This window comes from Chryseobacterium oncorhynchi, from assembly GCF_002899895.1.
Classification (GTDB): domain Bacteria; phylum Bacteroidota; class Bacteroidia; order Flavobacteriales; family Weeksellaceae; genus Chryseobacterium; species Chryseobacterium oncorhynchi.
Map to the genome: position 1 here is coordinate 452,694 of NZ_PPEI02000001.1, position 17,826 is coordinate 470,519.

16 protein-coding genes are annotated in these 17,826 nt (G+C 35.0%); 5 read left to right on the top strand and 11 right to left on the bottom strand.

Annotated features, from left to right (window positions below):
- Positions 1 to 65 precede the first annotated feature (65 nt).
- Both C1638_RS02160 and C1638_RS02165 read right to left on the bottom strand, forming a co-directional pair.
- Entirely contained in the window at positions 66 to 1,955 is a 1,890-nt protein-coding gene (locus C1638_RS02160) for a DNA topoisomerase IV subunit B (protein WP_109617776.1), read from the bottom strand.
- A 222-nt stretch (positions 1,956 to 2,177) separates the two neighbouring features.
- Positions 2,178 to 2,717, bottom strand: a complete 540-nt coding sequence (locus C1638_RS02165; RefSeq protein WP_109619045.1) for a DUF2867 domain-containing protein — start codon at positions 2,715 to 2,717, stop codon at positions 2,178 to 2,180.
- Positions 2,718 to 3,023: 306 nt separating this feature from the next.
- On the opposite strand from C1638_RS02165, the gene C1638_RS02170 reads away from it, so the two are divergent.
- Complete coding sequence (locus C1638_RS02170; RefSeq protein ID WP_109617778.1) at positions 3,024 to 4,172, top strand: methionine aminotransferase; 1,149 nt, start codon at positions 3,024 to 3,026, stop codon at positions 4,170 to 4,172.
- A 162-nt stretch (positions 4,173 to 4,334) separates the two neighbouring features.
- Complete coding sequence (locus tag C1638_RS02175) at positions 4,335 to 4,544, top strand: hypothetical protein (RefSeq protein ID WP_109617780.1); 210 nt, start codon at positions 4,335 to 4,337, stop codon at positions 4,542 to 4,544.
- Between the two features lie 82 nt (positions 4,545 to 4,626).
- Here the strand turns inward: C1638_RS02175 and C1638_RS02180 are convergent, their stop codons facing one another.
- On the bottom strand, positions 4,627 to 5,391 hold the full coding sequence (locus C1638_RS02180) for an SDR family NAD(P)-dependent oxidoreductase (protein WP_109617782.1): 765 nt from the start codon (positions 5,389 to 5,391) through the stop codon (positions 4,627 to 4,629).
- A gap of 90 nt (positions 5,392 to 5,481) precedes the next feature.
- Positions 5,482 to 6,420, bottom strand: a complete 939-nt coding sequence (locus tag C1638_RS02185) for a helix-turn-helix domain-containing protein (protein ID WP_109617784.1) — start codon at positions 6,418 to 6,420, stop codon at positions 5,482 to 5,484.
- A gap of 146 nt (positions 6,421 to 6,566) precedes the next feature.
- Here C1638_RS02185 and C1638_RS02190 point away from each other — a divergent pair, with 146 nt between their 5' ends.
- Positions 6,567 to 6,743, top strand: a complete 177-nt coding sequence (locus C1638_RS02190) for a bacteriocin (RefSeq protein WP_109617786.1) — start codon at positions 6,567 to 6,569, stop codon at positions 6,741 to 6,743.
- A 160-nt stretch (positions 6,744 to 6,903) separates the two neighbouring features.
- Here C1638_RS02190 and ychF read toward each other — a convergent pair whose 3' ends face one another.
- The 4 genes from ychF to typA form a co-directional block, all read right to left on the bottom strand.
- The gene (gene ychF / locus C1638_RS02195; RefSeq protein ID WP_109617788.1) at positions 6,904 to 7,995 is read right to left on the bottom strand and encodes a redox-regulated ATPase YchF; all 1,092 of its coding nucleotides are present in this window, start codon (positions 7,993 to 7,995) and stop codon (positions 6,904 to 6,906) included.
- Between the two features lie 199 nt (positions 7,996 to 8,194).
- Positions 8,195 to 8,746, bottom strand: coding sequence for a ferritin (locus C1638_RS02200; protein WP_109617791.1), 552 nt, complete (start codon positions 8,744 to 8,746; stop codon positions 8,195 to 8,197).
- Between the two features lie 315 nt (positions 8,747 to 9,061).
- A complete protein-coding gene (locus C1638_RS02205) occupies positions 9,062 to 10,672 on the bottom strand; it encodes a glycoside hydrolase family 10-like protein (RefSeq protein ID WP_109617793.1) in 1,611 nt (536 codons plus the stop codon).
- Positions 10,673 to 10,813: 141 nt separating this feature from the next.
- Positions 10,814 to 12,619 carry a translational GTPase TypA gene (gene typA, locus C1638_RS02210; RefSeq protein ID WP_076351471.1) on the bottom strand — a complete coding sequence of 602 codons (1,806 nt, stop codon included), beginning with the start codon at positions 12,617 to 12,619 and terminating at the stop codon, positions 10,814 to 10,816.
- 214 nt (positions 12,620 to 12,833) lie between these two features.
- On the opposite strand from typA, the gene C1638_RS02215 reads away from it, so the two are divergent.
- On the top strand, positions 12,834 to 14,486 hold the full coding sequence (locus C1638_RS02215; protein ID WP_123838309.1) for a hypothetical protein: 1,653 nt from the start codon (positions 12,834 to 12,836) through the stop codon (positions 14,484 to 14,486).
- Positions 14,487 to 14,521: 35 nt separating this feature from the next.
- On the opposite strand, the gene C1638_RS02220 is transcribed toward C1638_RS02215, so the two are convergent.
- Complete coding sequence (locus C1638_RS02220) at positions 14,522 to 14,773, bottom strand: DUF1294 domain-containing protein (protein WP_109617796.1); 252 nt, start codon at positions 14,771 to 14,773, stop codon at positions 14,522 to 14,524.
- A 142-nt stretch (positions 14,774 to 14,915) separates the two neighbouring features.
- Between C1638_RS02220 and C1638_RS02225 the strand changes: the two genes are divergently transcribed.
- Positions 14,916 to 15,272 (top strand): hypothetical protein, encoded by a 357-nt coding sequence (locus C1638_RS02225; protein ID WP_109617798.1) that lies wholly within the window; start codon positions 14,916 to 14,918, stop codon positions 15,270 to 15,272.
- Positions 15,273 to 15,359: 87 nt separating this feature from the next.
- On the opposite strand, the gene C1638_RS02230 is transcribed toward C1638_RS02225, so the two are convergent.
- Both C1638_RS02230 and C1638_RS02235 read right to left on the bottom strand, forming a co-directional pair.
- Positions 15,360 to 16,691, bottom strand: a complete 1,332-nt coding sequence (locus C1638_RS02230; RefSeq protein ID WP_109617801.1) for a T9SS type A sorting domain-containing protein — start codon at positions 16,689 to 16,691, stop codon at positions 15,360 to 15,362.
- A 229-nt stretch (positions 16,692 to 16,920) separates the two neighbouring features.
- Entirely contained in the window at positions 16,921 to 17,595 is a 675-nt protein-coding gene (locus C1638_RS02235; RefSeq protein WP_109617803.1) for a YceI family protein, read from the bottom strand.
- Between the last annotated feature and the right edge of the window lie 231 nt (positions 17,596 to 17,826).

The following is a 17,826-nucleotide window of genomic DNA, read 5'->3' on the forward strand; positions in this document are numbered from 1 at the left end:
AAGAATTATAAATTGATATTTTATTACGGTTACTTAGTCTCATTTGATTCTTATGTTGTCACAGTCTATAAACTGTCTACGTCATTCAAAATTTGTTTTTTATCAATATCCGTATCATCTTCTACCACTAGGTTTTCAAGGATAAAAGCCTGCCTGTCTGGGGTATTTTTACCCATATAAAACTCCAATAGCTGTTCTATGGTTTGATCTTTTCCTATTACAACAGGTTCCAAACGGATGTCTTTACCAATAAAGTGTTTAAATTCATCCGGAGAAATCTCTCCCAGTCCCTTAAATCGGGTAATTTCAGGGTTTTTACCAAGATCATTCAGTGCTTTTACTCTTTCTGCTTCTGAATAGCAATACCTTGTTTCTTTTTTGTTTCTCACCCTGAATAAAGGGGTCTGAAGAATATAAAGGTGGTTATTTTTAATCAGATCAGGGAAAAACTGAAGAAAGAATGTAATCATCAATAGACGAATGTGCATTCCATCCACATCGGCATCGGTTGCAATAATTACCTGATTATATCTTAGGTCTTCCAAGCTTTCTTCAATATTTAAAGCAGCCTGAAGAAGGTTAAATTCTTCGTTTTCGTACACCACTTTCTTCGTAAGACCATAGCAGTTCAGAGGCTTACCTTTTAATGAAAATACAGCCTGTGTTTCTACATCTCTGGACTTTGTGATAGATCCTGATGCGGAATCTCCCTCGGTGATAAAGATTTGTGTATCTCCTTTTCTTTCTGCTTTCTGATCATTGTAATGTTGTCTGCAGTCACGAAGTTTTTTATTGTGCAGAGATACTTTTTTAGCTCTTTCTCTTGCAAGTTTTTGAATTCCGGAAAGTTCCTTTCTTTCTCTTTCTGAGATTAATATTTTTCTTTGAATTGCTTCTGCAATTTCAGGATTCTTGTGTAAGAAGTTATCTAGCTTGCTTTTAAGAAAATCAATGATAAAGGTTCTTACGGTAGGTCCATTAGGTCCCATATCATTAGACCCCAGCTTTGTCTTGGTCTGAGATTCAAATACCGGCTCCTCAACATTAATGGAAATTGCTGCAATAATAGATTTTCTAATATCGGAAGCATCGAAGCTTTTATTAAAAAACTCACGAATTGTCTTCACATACGCTTCACGGAAAGCATTAAGGTGTGTTCCACCCTGCGTTGTATTCTGTCCGTTTACGAATGAGAAATACGTTTCTGTCTGAGATTTGTCAGAATGGGTAATTGCAACCTCAATATCTTCTTCTTTCAAATGAACAATCGGATAAAGAATCTCGCTTTCTAATTCTTCTTCCAACAAGTCTTTAAGACCGTTTTCAGAAAAATAAGTTTCTCCGTTGAAAAGAATTTTCAGTCCCGGATTCAAATAAGCATAGTTACGGAGCATTCTTTCGATATACTCTTTTCTATATTTGAAATGCAGGAATATTTCCCCATCAGGAATGAATGAAATTTCAGTTCCGTTTCTGTCAGAAGTTTCCTTTTCATCAAAATCTTCTTTAATCATACCACGGGAAAACTCCGCTGCCTTCATCTTTCCGTCACGGAAAGAACGCACCTTGAAATACTCTGAAAGAGCATTTACCGCTTTCGTACCCACCCCATTCAGTCCGACAGATTTCTTGAACGCCTTACTGTCATATTTACCTCCGGTATTCATTTTGGAAACGGCATCTACCATTTTTCCCAGCGGGATTCCACGACCGAAGTCACGGATGGTAACCTTACCATCGTCCAGTTTTATTTCAATTCTTTTTCCGGATCTCATTCTGAACTCATCTATCGAGTTATCCAGAATTTCTTTAAGTAAAATGTAAATACCATCATCCGCAGAAGAACCATCACCGAGCTTCCCGATGTACATGCCGGGACGCAAACGGATATGTTCTTGCCAATCGAGGGTTCTGATATTATCTTCGGAGTAGGTTGGATTTATTTCTTGTGACATATATGATTTCAGCAAACATACAAAAGTACGAAATTGTACAAAATTATCCGAATTTTAAAGTTCATTTTTTTATCAACATTCATCCTAAAATTCGTATTGATCTATCAAAAAAGTAGACTTAAATAAATTAAGAATAATGAGTAAGCGTTCCTGCCTAGGTTTATTTCATTTTACAACCTGTTGACAATCGTAAAGACCATAAAGAAATTTATCAAAATAGTACTACTTCACGCTCTCCAACTGACCTATCATATTCTTCAGCATGGCAGGAACAATAAGCTTATGAAAAGGACGAACAGGTAGAAAATACAGCACTCCCAGCCAGTTATGGTATTTTACGGTGGTGGAAATTGTAAGAAAGCCTGCATCTTTCTGATCCTTATTTTCATCAAATAAAAGAGAGATTCTGAAATCCAGATGTTTATCATCTTCTCCCAAAATAATCTCATTATTCGTTTTACCAAATATTTTAAAAAGCCCTACATGTTCACCTACCTCACATGTAAAGCGATCAGCAGCTTTCGCAGCGTCAGTTTCAGTACCCGTTTTCAATCCGAATAATGAGACAATCTTGTTTCTAAATGCAAACATTTTCTTTCCCCATTTTGGACTGCTTGTAAAGAAAACTTTACCCACTTCAGTAATATCAATACTGTGGCCTGTATCCGCTAATTTTCCTTCAAAACTATCGATATAATCAAAGCTTTCTTTTTCTCTGGATAAAACTGACTTTTCCGGAAGTTCAATTTTCTTAATATTCATGTTCATTGGGTTTTAACTTGGTTATTTGTCTAACAAATGTAGGCATACCTGAAGTTAATAAAAAGTAAAAGCCACACTTTTCTAAACAATTGTTTAAAAATCATATTTTCTACATAACCGTTATTGAAAAACTTTGCTGGTTTGCAGAGCTGGCAGATTTCCATCTTTTATACCCGCTTTTTTATATTTTAGTCTTAAAATGTTTAATCTTTTTTTCAACCTTAGTCCCAAGCTTTCTGAAATTCTCCAACAAATTCAAAAAGGTTTTAAATATTTCATTAAATTCGGGTTCATAAAATCGTTTTTATGATACAACTTCCTTTATCTAAACTTTCCAATGTAGGAACTACTATTTTCAGCCAAATGACGCAGCTGGCCAATGAAAATGAAGCCATCAACTTATCACAAGGGTTTCCTGACTTCATGCCTGATCCCGAACTCCTGAATTATGTAGATCATTTTATCAAGAAAGGCTTCAACCAGTATGCCCCGCTAGGAGGAATGATTGCTTTGAAAGAGGAAATTGCAAGAAAGATTGAAAACAGCCATCAAACAACCTATCATCCTGATTCGGAAATAACCATTACAGCAGGAGGAACCCAGGCTATTTTCACCGCAATTGCTGCTTTTATCAAGAAAGAAGATGAAGTGATTATCTTTGAACCTGCTTATGATTGCTATGAGCCTACCGTTGAGCTTTTCGGTGGTATTGTGAAACGATTTGAAATGAAAGCTCCCGATTATCAAATTGACTGGACTGCTGTAAAAGGGCTGATTAGTGAGAGAACCAAAATGATCATCCTCAATAATCCCAACAATCCATCCGGAAAAATATTAACGGAAAAAGACATTCAGGAACTGATTCAATTGGTAAAAGGAACTTCTATTCTTATTTTAAGTGATGAAGTTTATGAAAATATTGTTTTTGACGGAAAGCAGCATTTAAGTATCTGTAAATATCCCGAACTTAGAGAAAGAAGTCTTCTAGTTGCCTCATTTGGAAAGCTCTTCCACGTTACGGGCTGGAAAGTTGGCTATTGTGCTGCTCCAAAAATTTTAACGGATGAATTCCGAAAGGTGCATCAATTCAATGTTTTCTGTGTAAATACACCTATTCAGCTTGCACTGGCGGAATACATGAAAAATGATGAACATTATACCCATCTTAATCAATTTTTCCAAGAGAAAAGAGACTTTTTAAGAAAAGGGCTGAGCGGAACGTCTTTTGAACTGCTGGATTGTGAGGGAACTTATTTTCAAGCGTTGAAATACAATAAAATTTCTGATAAAAATGATTTTGATTTTGCTACTGAATTAACGATCAATCATAAAGTAGCAACTGTCCCATTTTCTTCTTTTTATAAAAACAAAATCAATGAAAATGTAATCCGATTGTGTTTTGCTAAAAAACAGGAGACTTTGGAAAAAGCTATTGAGAATCTTTCAAAGGTTTAGTAAAAAAACAATAACCGGATATTATATTTATATTTTATCTTCAATAGGTGATTTACTATTGAAACTTTTCATATATTCGTAATATTAACGTATTAAAAATCAGAGTTATGAAAAGTAAAATTTCATTAATCATATCTGATTAACTTATCTAAAACTAAAACCATGAAAAATTTAAACAAAGGAAAAAAATTAACAAAGAGTGAACTGAGAGTAATTAGCGGTGGTAATGGCAATGTAAGATGCACAACCTCTTCCGGATCCTGCAAATCTATAGGACCAGGATGTATGGAAGATAAATGTCAGCTACCCGTACCTTTAGAGCCCATCGATCCTGATGGCCCTGTGATTTTTCCTGATCCCGGAAGCTTATAATAGACTATCATAAAAAGAACCAACCTGATACGGTTGGTTCTTCTATTTTTTAGGAAAGACAAAATCAATAGCTAAGAATATTCTATAAAAACATTCCTCCTGAAACTTCTATCCTCTGCCCGTTGATCCAGCCGGCATCCTCAGTACATAAAAAGGACACTACTCCACCAATATCATCCGGAAGGCCTACTCTCCCTAGAGCCGTAGCGCCTGCTACCACAGTATTGATCTCTTTATTATCTCTTACTCTTCCGCCTCCGAAATCAGTTTCAATAGCTCCCGGTGCTACTACATTCGCTTTAATCTTTCTTGAACCCAACTCTTTAGCCATATACTTCGTCAGCATTTCTACTCCTGCTTTAATAGAACCATAAACAGAAGATCCCGGAGTCGCAAACCTTGCCAATCCTGAGGAAATATTAACGATCCCACCGCCATCATTAATGAAAGGCAATAGTTTTTGGGTTAAAAAGAATACTCCTTTAAAGTGGATATCCACCATATCATCAAGCTGTTCCTCTGTAACTTCTGTAATGGGTGAATACAAAGCCGTTCCTGCATTATTGACTAGGTAATCAATATTGGAACTTCCTGTTGTCTCTTGCAAATGATCTGTAACATTTTTTACAAAAGCATTAAAACTTTTATGATCTTTTGTATCCAATTGGAATGCAACAGCATTTCTTCCCATACCTTTTATTTCATTAACAACAGCTTTAGCTTCTTCTTCATTGCCTCTATAAGTAATGATGACGTCTAATCCTTTTTCGGCAATCTTAAGGGCAGAATTTTTACCCAATCCACGATTAGCTCCTGTTATCAATGCAATTTTTGTTCTTGTGTCCATTTTTATTTTGATTATTTTGATGATACAAAGTTGGTATATTTTCTACAGGATTTGTTTGCTTGAATCAATCTGAAATTTGCAAAATTCAAATCACGACCGAAATTCCAAGGGTGTGTATGATGTTTTTCTTTTAAAGAAGTTTGAAAAATGGGCTATTTCCTCAAAACCCAGCGCATAGGATATCTCAGAGACATTCCATTGGGTTTGTTTTAAGAGTATTTTCGCTTCCTGAATGATACGATCTCCAATAAATTCTGTTGTGGTTTTCCCTGTACTTTCTTTTAATTTTTTATTCAAATAATTAATGTGTACAGCCAGTCTTTCTGCATAATCCTTTGCCGTTTTCAACTGAAGTCTCTGCTCCAGAGATTCAATGGGAAACTGTCTCTCCAACAATTCAATGAATAAGGAAACTACCCTGAGGGAAGCATCATTGGAAGTAGAAATTTTTGTGGCCGGCTGCAGTTTTTGTCCATAATGGATCAATTCCAATACATAGTTTCTAATCAGATCATATTTAAATACATAGTCTGAATCAATTTCCTTTTTAATTTTTTTAAAGAGCAAACCTATTTCATCCGCCAGCTCATCATCAATTTCAAATACAGGAATACCTCCCGGCTGAAAGATTGGCAGATTCTCTAAGCCATTGTAAGACCTATCCTTGATGAGAAAATCCTCAGTAAATACACAGAAACTTCCAGACTGCTCATGATCTTCAGGGATCCAATGATAAGGAACCTTTGGTGTAGCAAACAACAGGGCGTTCTGCTTGATGGATATTACTTTATCTGCATATTCTGCCCGATTATTTCCTCTGATCAGGCTAATCTTATAGTATTTCCTCCTGTTATAAGGCATTTCTGAGGTAGTCTTTACCCTTTCGATCGTTTGTGCGATATCAAATACATTAAAATGTCCAATGTCCTTATGAAGACCTTTTGGAAAGATGTCCTCAAGATTCTTACCCAGCTTGGCAGTCATCTCCCTATAAAAGTCTTCCAGTGAGGAATGGGCTATTTTTTCCATGATAGATATTTTGTAAAATTCAAATATACAAAGTTGATTTTTAATGAAATGAAAATAAAATACTATCTTGTTTTTTCTATATTCAGTGATATATATTAAAATATTTCCCTATTTTAGTAATAGTTAACACATTAAAAACCAAACCAATGAGAATTCAAATTTCACAGATCGGCAAAAAGCTGAACAAAAAAGAGTTGAAAACCATTACCGGCGGATTAGCCAGATGTATTGATCTCACTACAGGCCGTTGCAGAATGACCGGAAGTAGTTGTGCAGAGCGAGAGTGCAAATATGTTCCGGAACTCCCATTTCCATTTGATTAAATAGTACAACAAAAAAAATAGCTTTCTAACATTAGGAAGCTATTATATTAATCATCAAAAAGTATTTCCTTTACACTACTTGTTTATATACTAAAAGGCAAAAAACGCCCCCAAATTCATGGAAGCGCTTTTTTATAAACTAACTTTAATATTTTCTCTTTTATACGTTGAATCTGAAGTGCATGATGTCACCATCCTGAACCACATATTCTTTACCTTCTACAGAAAGTTTTCCAGCTTCTTTGATCTTTACTTCAGAACCATACGTCATATAGTCATCATACTTGATAACTTCTGCACGGATGAATCCTTTTTCAAAGTCTGTGTGGATTACACCAGCTGCCTGAGGAGCCGTCCATCCTTGTCCGATAGTCCATGCTCTTACTTCTTTAACACCTGCTGTAAAGTAAGTCTGAAGCTTTAATAAATCGTAAGCTTTTCTGATCAAACGGTTTACTCCAGGTTCTGTAAGACCTAGCTCTTCAAGGAAAATCTCTCTTTCTTCGAAAGTTTCCAGTTCATTGATATCAGCTTCAATCTGAGCCGCCAAAACTACAACTTCAGCGCCTTCATTTTTAGCCATTTCTTCGATCTTTCCAATCCAGTCATTTCCGTTTTTAATAGAGTTTTCATCTACATTACAAACGTAAAGTACAGGTTTATTGGTTAAAAGCTGAACTTCACCAATGATTGATTTTGCAAAGTCATCTACTGCAAATTCTCTAGCATTCTTCCCATCTTCAAGGAATTTCTGCAGATTTTGAAGGATCTCGTAAGTTAAAAGATCTTCTTTCTTACCAGACTTGATGAATTTTTTAGCTTTTTCAACTGCTTTTCCTACTGTTTCAAGGTCTTTCAGTTGTAATTCGATATCAATAATTTCTTTATCTCTTAATGGATCTACTGAACCCTCAACGTGAATGATATTTCCGTTATCAAAACATCTCAAAACATGGATGATTGCTTCACACTCACGGATATTAGCTAAGAACTGGTTCCCCAATCCTTCTCCTTTGCTGGCTCCCTTTACAAGACCTGCAATATCAACGATTTCAACTACAGCCGGTAAAACTCTTTCCGGTTTTACTATTTTTTCCAATTCAAATAATCTCTGATCTGGTACGGAAACCGTTCCAAGATTAGGTTCAATAGTACAGAAAGGATAGTTTGCTGATTGAGCTTTTGCATTACTCAAACAGTTAAAAAGTGTTGATTTACCTACATTCGGCAGGCCTACGATTCCACATTTCATATTGTAAAATTCAAAGTTTAAGGTTTAGGGGCTAAAGTTCAATATTTAGAGTTTAAAAGAATTGCTTCTTTTCACTTAAAATTATCGAGCCTTTAACTTTCAGCGTGCAAAGATAGTGAAATTAAAGGGAGTTTCATAATAAAAAAATCTGCCAGTATTCTGACAGATTCTCAAACGGTTTTGGTTTTATTTATTGTTTTTATGGATGATCTCCTGTAGCCTCCTGAGCCAGAGGAACATCATTCGGTGCTTCCTGTAAAGCTTTATCTAAGGTAAATAAGGATTCGTCTGTTGCACGATCGCCACCTGCAATTTTCAATTTATCAATTAAGTTGTGAGCAAGGGTCTCTTCTTCAATCTGTTCCTGAACAAACCATTGCATAAAGTTCCATGTTGCCCAGTCTTTTTCGGCCATGGAAAGATCTACTATTTTGTAGATCGCTGTTGTATTGTCTACTTCATGTTTAAAAACCCCATCAAAGCAAGCTGTAAGTGATTCCGGATCAGCCGGGGGTGCAGGAATGGCATTAACTTTAGGCTTTCCACCTCTGTTTAAAATGTACTCCATGAACTTGATTGAGTGGTTTCTTTCTTCCTGGGAGTGTCTATACAGAAAATTGGCAATTCCTTGGTAACCTTTATCGTCTGCCCAAATTCCATAAGATAAAAAAATGTGTGATGCATGAATCTCCTTGTTCATCTGGTCACTAAGTGCTTTTTCCACTTTTGCGGAAAGTCTGTTAGTATTCATAATGTTATATTTTGGTGATTATGAGATTATTCATACAAAAATGGTTCCGCTTAGGTTTCTGATTTACATAAAATGAAACGAGAATAAAATTTAATTTACTGGTTCTAATAAACTTAGTATAATAATTTATAGTTATTCTAAAATATTATATTTCTATATATTATTATTTTTTGAACAATAATAAAACACTATAAATAAACTATTTATATTTTGCATCCATAAAAAAAGGGCTCAACTTTACGTTAAACCCTTTTTATTTATTTAAAAATTCTGATGATGTCTGCTTTAAAACATCATCTTTATTTTAATTTTATTTTATCTGATCTTCTTTGCCATGTAATCACTTTCATTTCCTAATCTATCAATGGCTTTAATGGCTACTCCATTTAGCTTTTTTCCATCTTTTGACTTAGGAACGTCTTTTGAAAGAGTATCCAGCGTTAAAATCTCAGTCTGCCACTCTCCGTTATACTGGGTAAAAAGCACCCATTGGAAAACGTCAGCTACATTTTTTGTACTCCAGCTTACCTGTGCAGAACTTCCATTATCCGTGATGAACAATGTTGGTGTTTGCAATGGCACAGCCTTAATCCATGGGGATTTAGGAATTAATGCCTTTTCATTATACGGACCACTTTTCAAAGTAGGAAGCATTCCTGGATTTTTTGTAAGTCCGGCAATACTCCAGTGAATTTCTCCGGCATCATTTTTCAGGATTTTTCTGGAGATTTCAATTTGGTTCTTAATTTCTGTAGGACGGTCAGATACTTTAATTTCAACTGTATTTAAGCCTGGCCATAGGTGTCTCTTCATTGTATTTTCAGACTGCCACCAGTTTAACAATGATTCAAATGCCTGTCCTTTTGAATCAATCGGCCAATATAATTGTGGAGAGAAATAATCTACCCATCCTTTGTTTAACCATAATTTAGCATCTGCATATAGCTCGTCATACTGTGAAGATCCCACAACTCCTGCAGGATAACCCGGCTTCCAGATTCCAAAGGGACTGATTCCGAATCTTACATTATTTTTCTCTGCATGAATTTCTTTATAGATACGCTCTACAAATTTATTAACGTTATCTCTTCTCCAATCTGCTCTTGATAAGCTCCCACCATTGCTTACGTATGTATTCCAACTTGCGTGGTCAGGGAAATCGGCACCTTTGTTATAGGTTGCATATGGATAGAAGTAATCATCAAAGTGAATGGCGTCAATGTCATATCTTTTTACAATATCCTTTACTACATTGGAAACATGTCCTTGTGTTTTTGGATTTGCCGGATCAAACCAATACATTCCGTTCTTTAATCTTACTACAATATCAGAAAGTGTATTAGCCATTGACAGCTTTGTCACTGAACCTCCGTTGGTATGGTGAGCACGATAAGGATTTAACCAAACATGCAGCTCCAACCCTCTTTTGTGGGATTCTTCAATCCAAAACTGAAGTGGATCATAATTAGGATAAGGAGCTTTTCCTGTTTCTCCTGTTAAAAAGTACGACCAAGGTTCAATATTACTTGTATATAAAGCATCTGCAGAGGGTCTGATCTGAAAGATAGCTGCATTGAAGTTATTGTTCTTCAACATATCCAGCATATTGATGGCTTCTGCTTTTTGTTGCTCTACTGTAAGATCGTTTCTTGAAGGCCAGTTGATATTGGCTACACTGGCGATCCATGCTCCACGGAATTCTCTTTTGATTTCCGGAAGATTGGTTCTGAAAGTTTCTTCTGCTTGAGCGGTTCCTGTTGTTGGCTTAGTTACTACAGGAGGTTTAGGTTGGGTTGTATTGGTGTTTGGTTTTGTTGTATTTTTAACGGGAGGGGTCTTTGCTACATTATTCTGAACTGAACATGAGGTACTGTAAGACGCAAAAACTCCTAATAAAACGATAAGTTTTAATTTATTCATTCTCATAGTCACAAAACTACTTTAAATTATATTTTGATATTTTGGATTTTCATCTGAAAAAATAAACAATTTTTCCGATTATTTAGAAAAAAAGCCTCGAAAAATTCGAGGCTTTTCTATATGATAACAGTTTCAAATCAGAAGCTATTAAGCTTTAGCTGATCTTTCAACTCTTTTTCTTTCTTCTTCAGAAAGGATTTTCTTTCTCATTCTGATGAAGTTTGGAGTTACCTCAATAGCTTCATCACCTTGGATATATTCCATACATTCTTCAAGAGAGAATAAGATTTTCGGAGCAACACCTGTGTCTTTATCTTTTCCAGAAGCTCTCATGTTGTTCAACTGTTTTGCTTCTACGATGTTTACTACCAAGTCTCCTGGTTTGTTTTGTTCACCAATGATCATCCCTGCATAGATTTCCTCACCCGGATCAACAAAGAACTTACCTCTGTCCTGTAGTTTAGCGATAGAATATTCTGTAGCTGGACCTTGAGTCTTGCTGATTAATACTCCATTATTTCTTCCAGGAATAGCACCTTTGAAAGGCTTATATTCTGTGAAACGGTGTGCCATAATAGCTTCACCTGCAGTAGCTGTCAACATTTGAGAACGTAATCCGATCAAACCTCTTGAAGGAATTTCGAATTCCATGTGCTGCATTTCACCTTTAGTTTCCATAATGTGAAGATCTCCTTTTCTTTGAGTAGCTAAATCGATAACTCTTGAAGCATATTCTTCAGGAACATCTACTACTAAAGATTCATAAGGCTCACATTTTTCACCATCAATTTCTCTTAGGATAACCTGTGGCTGACCAATTGTCATTTCATACCCTTCTCTTCTCATTGTTTCGATCAAAACAGATAAGTGAAGAATACCTCTACCGAAAACTAGGAAAGTATTTGCATCATCAGTTTGTTGAACTCTTAATGCTAAGTTTTTCTCTAATTCTTTTGTTAATCTTTCTTTCAGGTGATTAGATGTTACATATTTACCATCTTTACCGAAGAAAGGTGAATTGTTGATAGAGAACGTCATGTTCAATGTAGGCTCATCAATTGCAGTTCTTTCCAATGGTTCAGGATTTTCAAGATCTACGAATGAATCTCCAATCTGGAAAGCATCAAAACCTACTACAGCACAGATATCTCCAGCTTGTACTTCAGTTACTTTTTTCTTTCCTAATCCTTCGAAAACGTAAAGTTCTTTTACTTTTCCTTTTACAACTTTACCGTCTGCCTGAGCTAAACCAATCCACTGAGATTCTTTAAGCTCTCCTCTTGTTACTTTTCCGATTGCAATTCTTCCTAAGAAAGAAGAGAAATCTAAAGAAGTAATCTGCATCTGAAGGTTTCCTTCAGTTACCTTTGGTTCAGGAACATATTGTAAAATCCCATCTAATAATGGTAAAATATCTTCAGTTTGTTCTAATGAAGTATTGAACCAACCTTGCTTAGAAGAACCATAGAAAGTTGGGAAATCCAACTGCTCTTCAGTAGCTTCAAGGTTGAAGAATAAATCAAATACCTGATCGTGAACTTCGTCCGGACGACAGTTTGGTTTATCTACTTTATTGATAACAACTAATGGTCTAAGACCTAATTCCAAAGCTTTTTGAAGTACGAATCTTGTTTGTGGCATTGGTCCTTCGAACGCATCCACCAACAAAATAACTCCGTCAGCCATTTTTAATACTCTTTCTACTTCCCCACCGAAATCCGCGTGACCAGGAGTATCAATTACGTTAATTTTTGTGTCTTTATAGGTAACAGAAATATTCTTGGATAAGATGGTGATCCCTCTTTCTCTTTCAAGATCATTGTTATCCATAATTAATTCTCCACTCTCCTGATTCTCTCTGAAAATATTGGTAGCGTGAATGATTTTGTCAACCAAAGTCGTCTTCCCGTGGTCAACGTGTGCGATAATCGCAATATTTCTAATGTTTTGCATATAGGATTTTTACGGGTGCAAAAATAGTGATTTAAAATGAATTAATTAAAATCTTTATGTAATATTTAACAATTTCATAATGAGAAATTTAGATAATTCCTTCAAAAAAGCTGGATAAAATATTATGCGTCAAGTTCTGTCGTTGCATGCATTTATCTTTGCCTCAGTAGTTTTCCTGCAGGAAACATTTTTTTTTACACCAAAAACAAAGTTTATGATTTTTACCAATGAATTTTTTTCATCTTCAAGCACTATTGCCAATACAGCCAGAATAGAACTTATTGATGAATTTACTTATGCAACTCACATCTATGAGCAAGTTCTACAAGTCACTGACCTAAATGGACAAGTCATTGACCCAGATGGAATTGTATATAGAAACCGAAATGGAGTTTATTATTTGAATAAGACTGTTTCAGAAAGCAGTGAGCCTCTAGATGTAGGTATTTTCGGAGCAAAAGGTAATAAGATTACAGATGATACGGAAAGTATTAACAAAGCTGTTTTATATTTAACTAAAATTGGCGGAGGTGTTTTAAACTTTAATGGAAATAATATATATTTAGTTTCAGGTTCAATATTTATCACTAATAAAGTAAGCTTTCATTGTAATGGTGCTACTTTTAAAGGAAATAAGACTAATACTATTATCAAAACGGCCTATCTGCTAGATGGTACTTTAACAAGTAACCATCAAACTGAAGCAGATACACAAGTAATTACCTTCTCACAAATAAAAGACGCTAATTTTGAAACGTGTGCCGTAGGCTTAGATTTCTTTAATTTTTGTCATGGTTCAAGCTTAGAAAACATTAAGTTTACAAACTGTGATGTTTCCTGGAAATTTTTAAACTGTTTTTATACTTCCATTAAAAATGTTATGTCTTCTGGTGCAAATAGTGACCAATATGCTTATCAATTTTTAGGGCAGAGTAATGCACTTTTATTGGAAAGAGTATCAGCAACCAAAGATTTCGGGTTCTTATTTCAGGGAGGAACTACCGCTACAACACTAATCTCACCAACTGTAGAAGGAGGACAGACCGGATTCAAATTCAAAGATGATTGTTTAGGTATTATCATCAAAGGAATATATGCAGAAGCAATATTTAATGCCATTGATTTATCCGATGTTAAATATGGTAATTTTGAAATCACCGGAGGTTATTTTAATTATGTTGATAAACCTCTGATTGGAGTGAAGGCTCCTGTTTCAGAAGGTATTAATGGTGAAATCACTGGTGAATGGAAAAACAATACCATTGTAAATATAGGTGGTATTCTTCCAGTTAAAGATCAAAATGGGGTAACAATCGGCTACAATACGTATAATGGTTTAATGGATATTTCCCAACCTAGAAACTATATTCATTACTCACTTCCTACTTTCGATAGAGATGGAGAGCTTCCTCCAAACTGGATCGTAGGAGATTTTAACATTATATCTTCTTATGGACAGATTAAAGATACCCATACGAAAGCCATAGGCAACGTGAAAAGACAATTCGGTGTTATTCCGGTGACAAGAAGTGGCGATGTCGGTGATGGGAAGGCCGGTCACATTCCAGATTGTACCCATGAGCTGATTGGAAATAATCCTTCTAATTTTGGAATCAAAATCAAAACCAAGATTAAATTTCAAGACTATATGATGTTTGTAAAGTTTAATATTTATGTAGCGACCTATTCCTTAGGCAGATGGTTTTATGGGGATATTTTCGGCAAAAACCTATCAATCAAAGATGTTGGAAATTCACAGACCACTTCGATCGAAAACGAAAACGGATTTCTGGTCATTAAAATAGTCGGATTTAACGAACCTAATCTAAGCTATATCATTCAGGGAAATGTTCAGCTTATTGTTTAATAAAAGACACCTCTTTTGAGGTGTTTTTTGTTATACTAATGTCTTATAAGCCTATACAGTAGTACAACATCAATCAATACTACCAAAAAAAATTTAACCAGAAATGATTTTTTGGAAACCTTATGATTAAAGATCACCATTCCGAAAGCAGCACCTGCAAGCCCTATTAACGAAAATGCTAAAAGAACGTTTTCGGAAATCCTCCATTGATGTCTTTTGGCCTGCAGTTTATCAAACCCAAAAACTCCGAATGTAATAAGGTTAACAATCAATAGAAAAGGAATCATTTTACATTTAATTTGCTGCAAAAGTAAAGTTTAATTTGATTATAGAAAAAGTTTAGAATTTAAAGTATTGTTGGTTACAAATAATTTGTAGTATTTATCAAAATAAGATTTTTTAAATTTGTTACCCATAAAAAGTGCATCAATGACAGTATATGATTTGGCAGGAACTTATTCTATTAAAGGAAGCAATCAGGAAGAGTCTGACCAAGCTTCTTATCAAGGTACATTAGTCTTATCTGTTGATGAAAATGCCCGTATTATTGCCCAATGGACGATTGGTGATCATATTCAGAACGGAACCGGGTTTTATAAAGATCATATTTTAGTACTTAATTTTAATTACAAAGATGATGATCATAAAATCTATAAAGGTGTTGCGGTATACCGCTGTCTAAACCAAAATATATTGGACGGATTCTGGTCTGAAAAATATGGTAATCCTCTATATCTGGGAACTGAATACTGTGTACGTATTCAGAATTCATGGGAGTTGAATTAATTGCTTTGCCTAATTTAAAGTAAGTAATCCCAACAAAAAAAAGTGATCTTGGGAGATCACTTTTATCTTTAAACTGGTCATAAAAGTCTATTCTTTAATGAACTTCTTTACAATTGTATTGCCGTTGTGACGGATTTCAATATGATAGGTTCCTTCTGAAAACCATGAAACATTAATGCGATTATCATTGGTTTTCCCTTGCTGTATTAGTCTTCCTGCAGAATCCCATATCACATAACCATCAATAAGAATTTTTGATCTAACATAAAGGTAATCCCCTGTAGGTATTGGATAAATTGCAAATTCATCATCGTCATCTTTACTGCCAACAGGAGTTTCTGTCTCTACGGGAGACTTATCTACAATCCCCATAAGTTTATAGATATTCGTTTTATTTGTTGTCATAGTACCATAGGTAGAATTAGCACCTGTGCTTGTAGGATCAAACTTAGGATCATCATCAATTTTAGTCCATGTAAGCCCCTTATCCAGAGTATATTTTGTAATCTGCCCGGATGCCAATAAGACATCACTATTAGGAATTTTTAAGATATTATAATCTGAAGTTCCGGTTTCTGTTTTTCCAAGATCAGTCCAGGTTACTCCCCCATCGGTTGTTTTATGAAGTTTTCCGGAAAAGTATTCAACCATATAAGCTGTATTTGCATCTTCAAGTGTAAAATGTCCCATACTATTTGAAGTTGTCCCAGTCATAGCACCAGAATTGTATGGCGACTGCACCACAGTCCACGTAACACCTTTATCATTGGTTTTAAAAATTTTTCCATTATATGTTCCAAACCAAAAAGAATCTTTATATCCGGCGTAAAACCCCCATTGAAGTATTGCAGTATCAGTTCCTATTATTGGAGGAACATTCCCCTCATTAATACCTTGCCAGCTATCACCTCCATCGGTGGTTCTATAAATCTTGAATTTTGAGGAGCTGCTTTCTCGACACACTACAATACCATTATTGGCATCAAAAAAATACATGGAATGAGGATAAGTATCAAATTCACCTGTCTTCAGCCAGGTTACTCCACCATCTTTGGTCTTAAATACTTTTGCACTATTATTTACAGCCCAAAGATATAATGCTGAATTAGAAGAAAGTGAAGAAAACCCCCTGTATGTAAATCCATTAGGATCATTACTTACTAAATTAAATGGAAAATACCCTTTGGTAGCCCAGGTATTTCCGCCATCCGTACTTATTGAAAAACTCGTTCCTGTTGCTACCTTAAAAGGCGCTGCTCCATCAGCAAAAGAAACCCAGATAAGATCTTTGGCACCTACTGAATATTGTGGGGAATAAGGAAAACCAGGTGGTACAGTTGGGTCAAGCTTTTTCCAGTAAAGCTGAGCATTGAAGATCCCCCCCAAAAAGGAGAATAAAAATAGATAGAGTTTTATCATAGTTATTTAGTTTTTTTTGAATTTAATTCTTAAATAATTAAATTTTAGTTAAAAATAGTAAATAAAAACCAAACATATAACACAATAAAAACAAAATAAACAACAAAACATTAAAAACATCAAACATTATTTTTTAGTGTATTGCCATCATTTGTAAATAGGAAGAAGTTTTCCAAATAAAAAAGAGCGGTCTTATTCAGACAGCTCTTTAGTTATAATATTACGCTAATTATTTTTTAGCTTTTACATCGATTGCGATCTCAATATCTTTGCTGATCATCCATTCTGCAGGGTCTGCTTCAGAAGTACCAAACTTAATTCCCCAATCTGTTCTGTTTACAGTAAATTTAGCCTGAACAGCCGCAGTATTATCTACTACATCTACTTTAGCAGGGAAAGTAACATTCATCGTTTTTCCCATTAATGTAAGGTTTCCGCTTACTGTTTTGTTAGCACCTGCAACAGCATCTTTTGGAGTTTCCTTAAGGTCTGTTACACTTGTGATTTTAAAGTCTGAAGTAGGGTTTTTTGCTACATCAAAGAAGTCAGGATTTTTAAGGTGAGCCTCAAGATCTGCCGGTTTTTTATCTTTTTCAGTTACTGAAGCAGGATCAACTTTAATGGAAGTCATATCAATATTGAAGTTTCCAGCTACAACTTGTCCACCTTCAATGCTTAGATCACCTGACTTCACGTTAAGCGTTCCCCAACGAGGTGCAAAACCTCCTTTATGGAAAGCTTTCCAGTTAACAACAGAAGTTGCTGCATCAACTGCTAATACTTCTCCTTTGCTTTCTGCAACGTTTTGCTCGGTAGCTACAGCTGTATCTGTTTTTTCTTTATTATTACAAGATGCTGCTAGCAATCCTACTCCTACTAATGCAATTACACTAAGTTTTTTCATATTATTGAATTGTTTAAAAAAGTTTAATCGAAATTTTTCTTGTTGTTTTTCGGATACAAAAATAGAAAAACCATATTTCTGTCATCTTAACATATATCAAGAAATGGATTTTTTTAGATTTTATTGCTCATTTAAGAAAAACAAACAGCAAAATAGTGAATTTATTGCTTATTACAATGATAATTGAGAATTTTGGATAAGAAAAATGGTGAAAACATGTCCTAAATTTAT

Bases quoted from the DNA above. Each gene is read 5' to 3' on its own strand.
- C1638_RS02235 (WP_109617803.1), bottom strand. From the start codon at position 17,595: ATGAAAAAACTTAGTGTAATTGCATTAGTAGGAGTAGGATTGCTAGCA.
- C1638_RS02225 (WP_109617798.1), top strand. From the start codon at position 14,916: ATGACAGTATATGATTTGGCAGGAACTTATTCTATTAAAGGAAGCAAT.
- C1638_RS02200 (WP_109617791.1), bottom strand. From the start codon at position 8,746: ATGAATACTAACAGACTTTCCGCAAAAGTGGAAAAAGCACTTAGTGAC.
- C1638_RS02220 (WP_109617796.1), bottom strand. From the start codon at position 14,773: ATGATTCCTTTTCTATTGATTGTTAACCTTATTACATTCGGAGTTTTT.
- C1638_RS02215 (WP_123838309.1), top strand. From the start codon at position 12,834: ATGATTTTTACCAATGAATTTTTTTCATCTTCAAGCACTATTGCCAAT.
- C1638_RS02180 (WP_109617782.1), bottom strand. From the start codon at position 5,391: ATGGACACAAGAACAAAAATTGCATTGATAACAGGAGCTAATCGTGGA.
- C1638_RS02185 (WP_109617784.1), bottom strand. From the start codon at position 6,420: ATGGAAAAAATAGCCCATTCCTCACTGGAAGACTTTTATAGGGAGATG.
- C1638_RS02170 (WP_109617778.1), top strand. From the start codon at position 3,024: ATGATACAACTTCCTTTATCTAAACTTTCCAATGTAGGAACTACTATT.
- C1638_RS02230 (WP_109617801.1), bottom strand. From the start codon at position 16,691: ATGATAAAACTCTATCTATTTTTATTCTCCTTTTTGGGGGGGATCTTC.
- C1638_RS02175 (WP_109617780.1), top strand. From the start codon at position 4,335: ATGAAAAATTTAAACAAAGGAAAAAAATTAACAAAGAGTGAACTGAGA.
- C1638_RS02190 (WP_109617786.1), top strand. From the start codon at position 6,567: ATGAGAATTCAAATTTCACAGATCGGCAAAAAGCTGAACAAAAAAGAG.
- C1638_RS02160 (WP_109617776.1), bottom strand. From the start codon at position 1,955: ATGTCACAAGAAATAAATCCAACCTACTCCGAAGATAATATCAGAACC.
- typA (WP_076351471.1), bottom strand. From the start codon at position 12,619: ATGCAAAACATTAGAAATATTGCGATTATCGCACACGTTGACCACGGG.
- C1638_RS02205 (WP_109617793.1), bottom strand. From the start codon at position 10,672: ATGAGAATGAATAAATTAAAACTTATCGTTTTATTAGGAGTTTTTGCG.
- ychF (WP_109617788.1), bottom strand. From the start codon at position 7,995: ATGAAATGTGGAATCGTAGGCCTGCCGAATGTAGGTAAATCAACACTT.
- C1638_RS02165 (WP_109619045.1), bottom strand. From the start codon at position 2,717: ATGAATATTAAGAAAATTGAACTTCCGGAAAAGTCAGTTTTATCCAGA.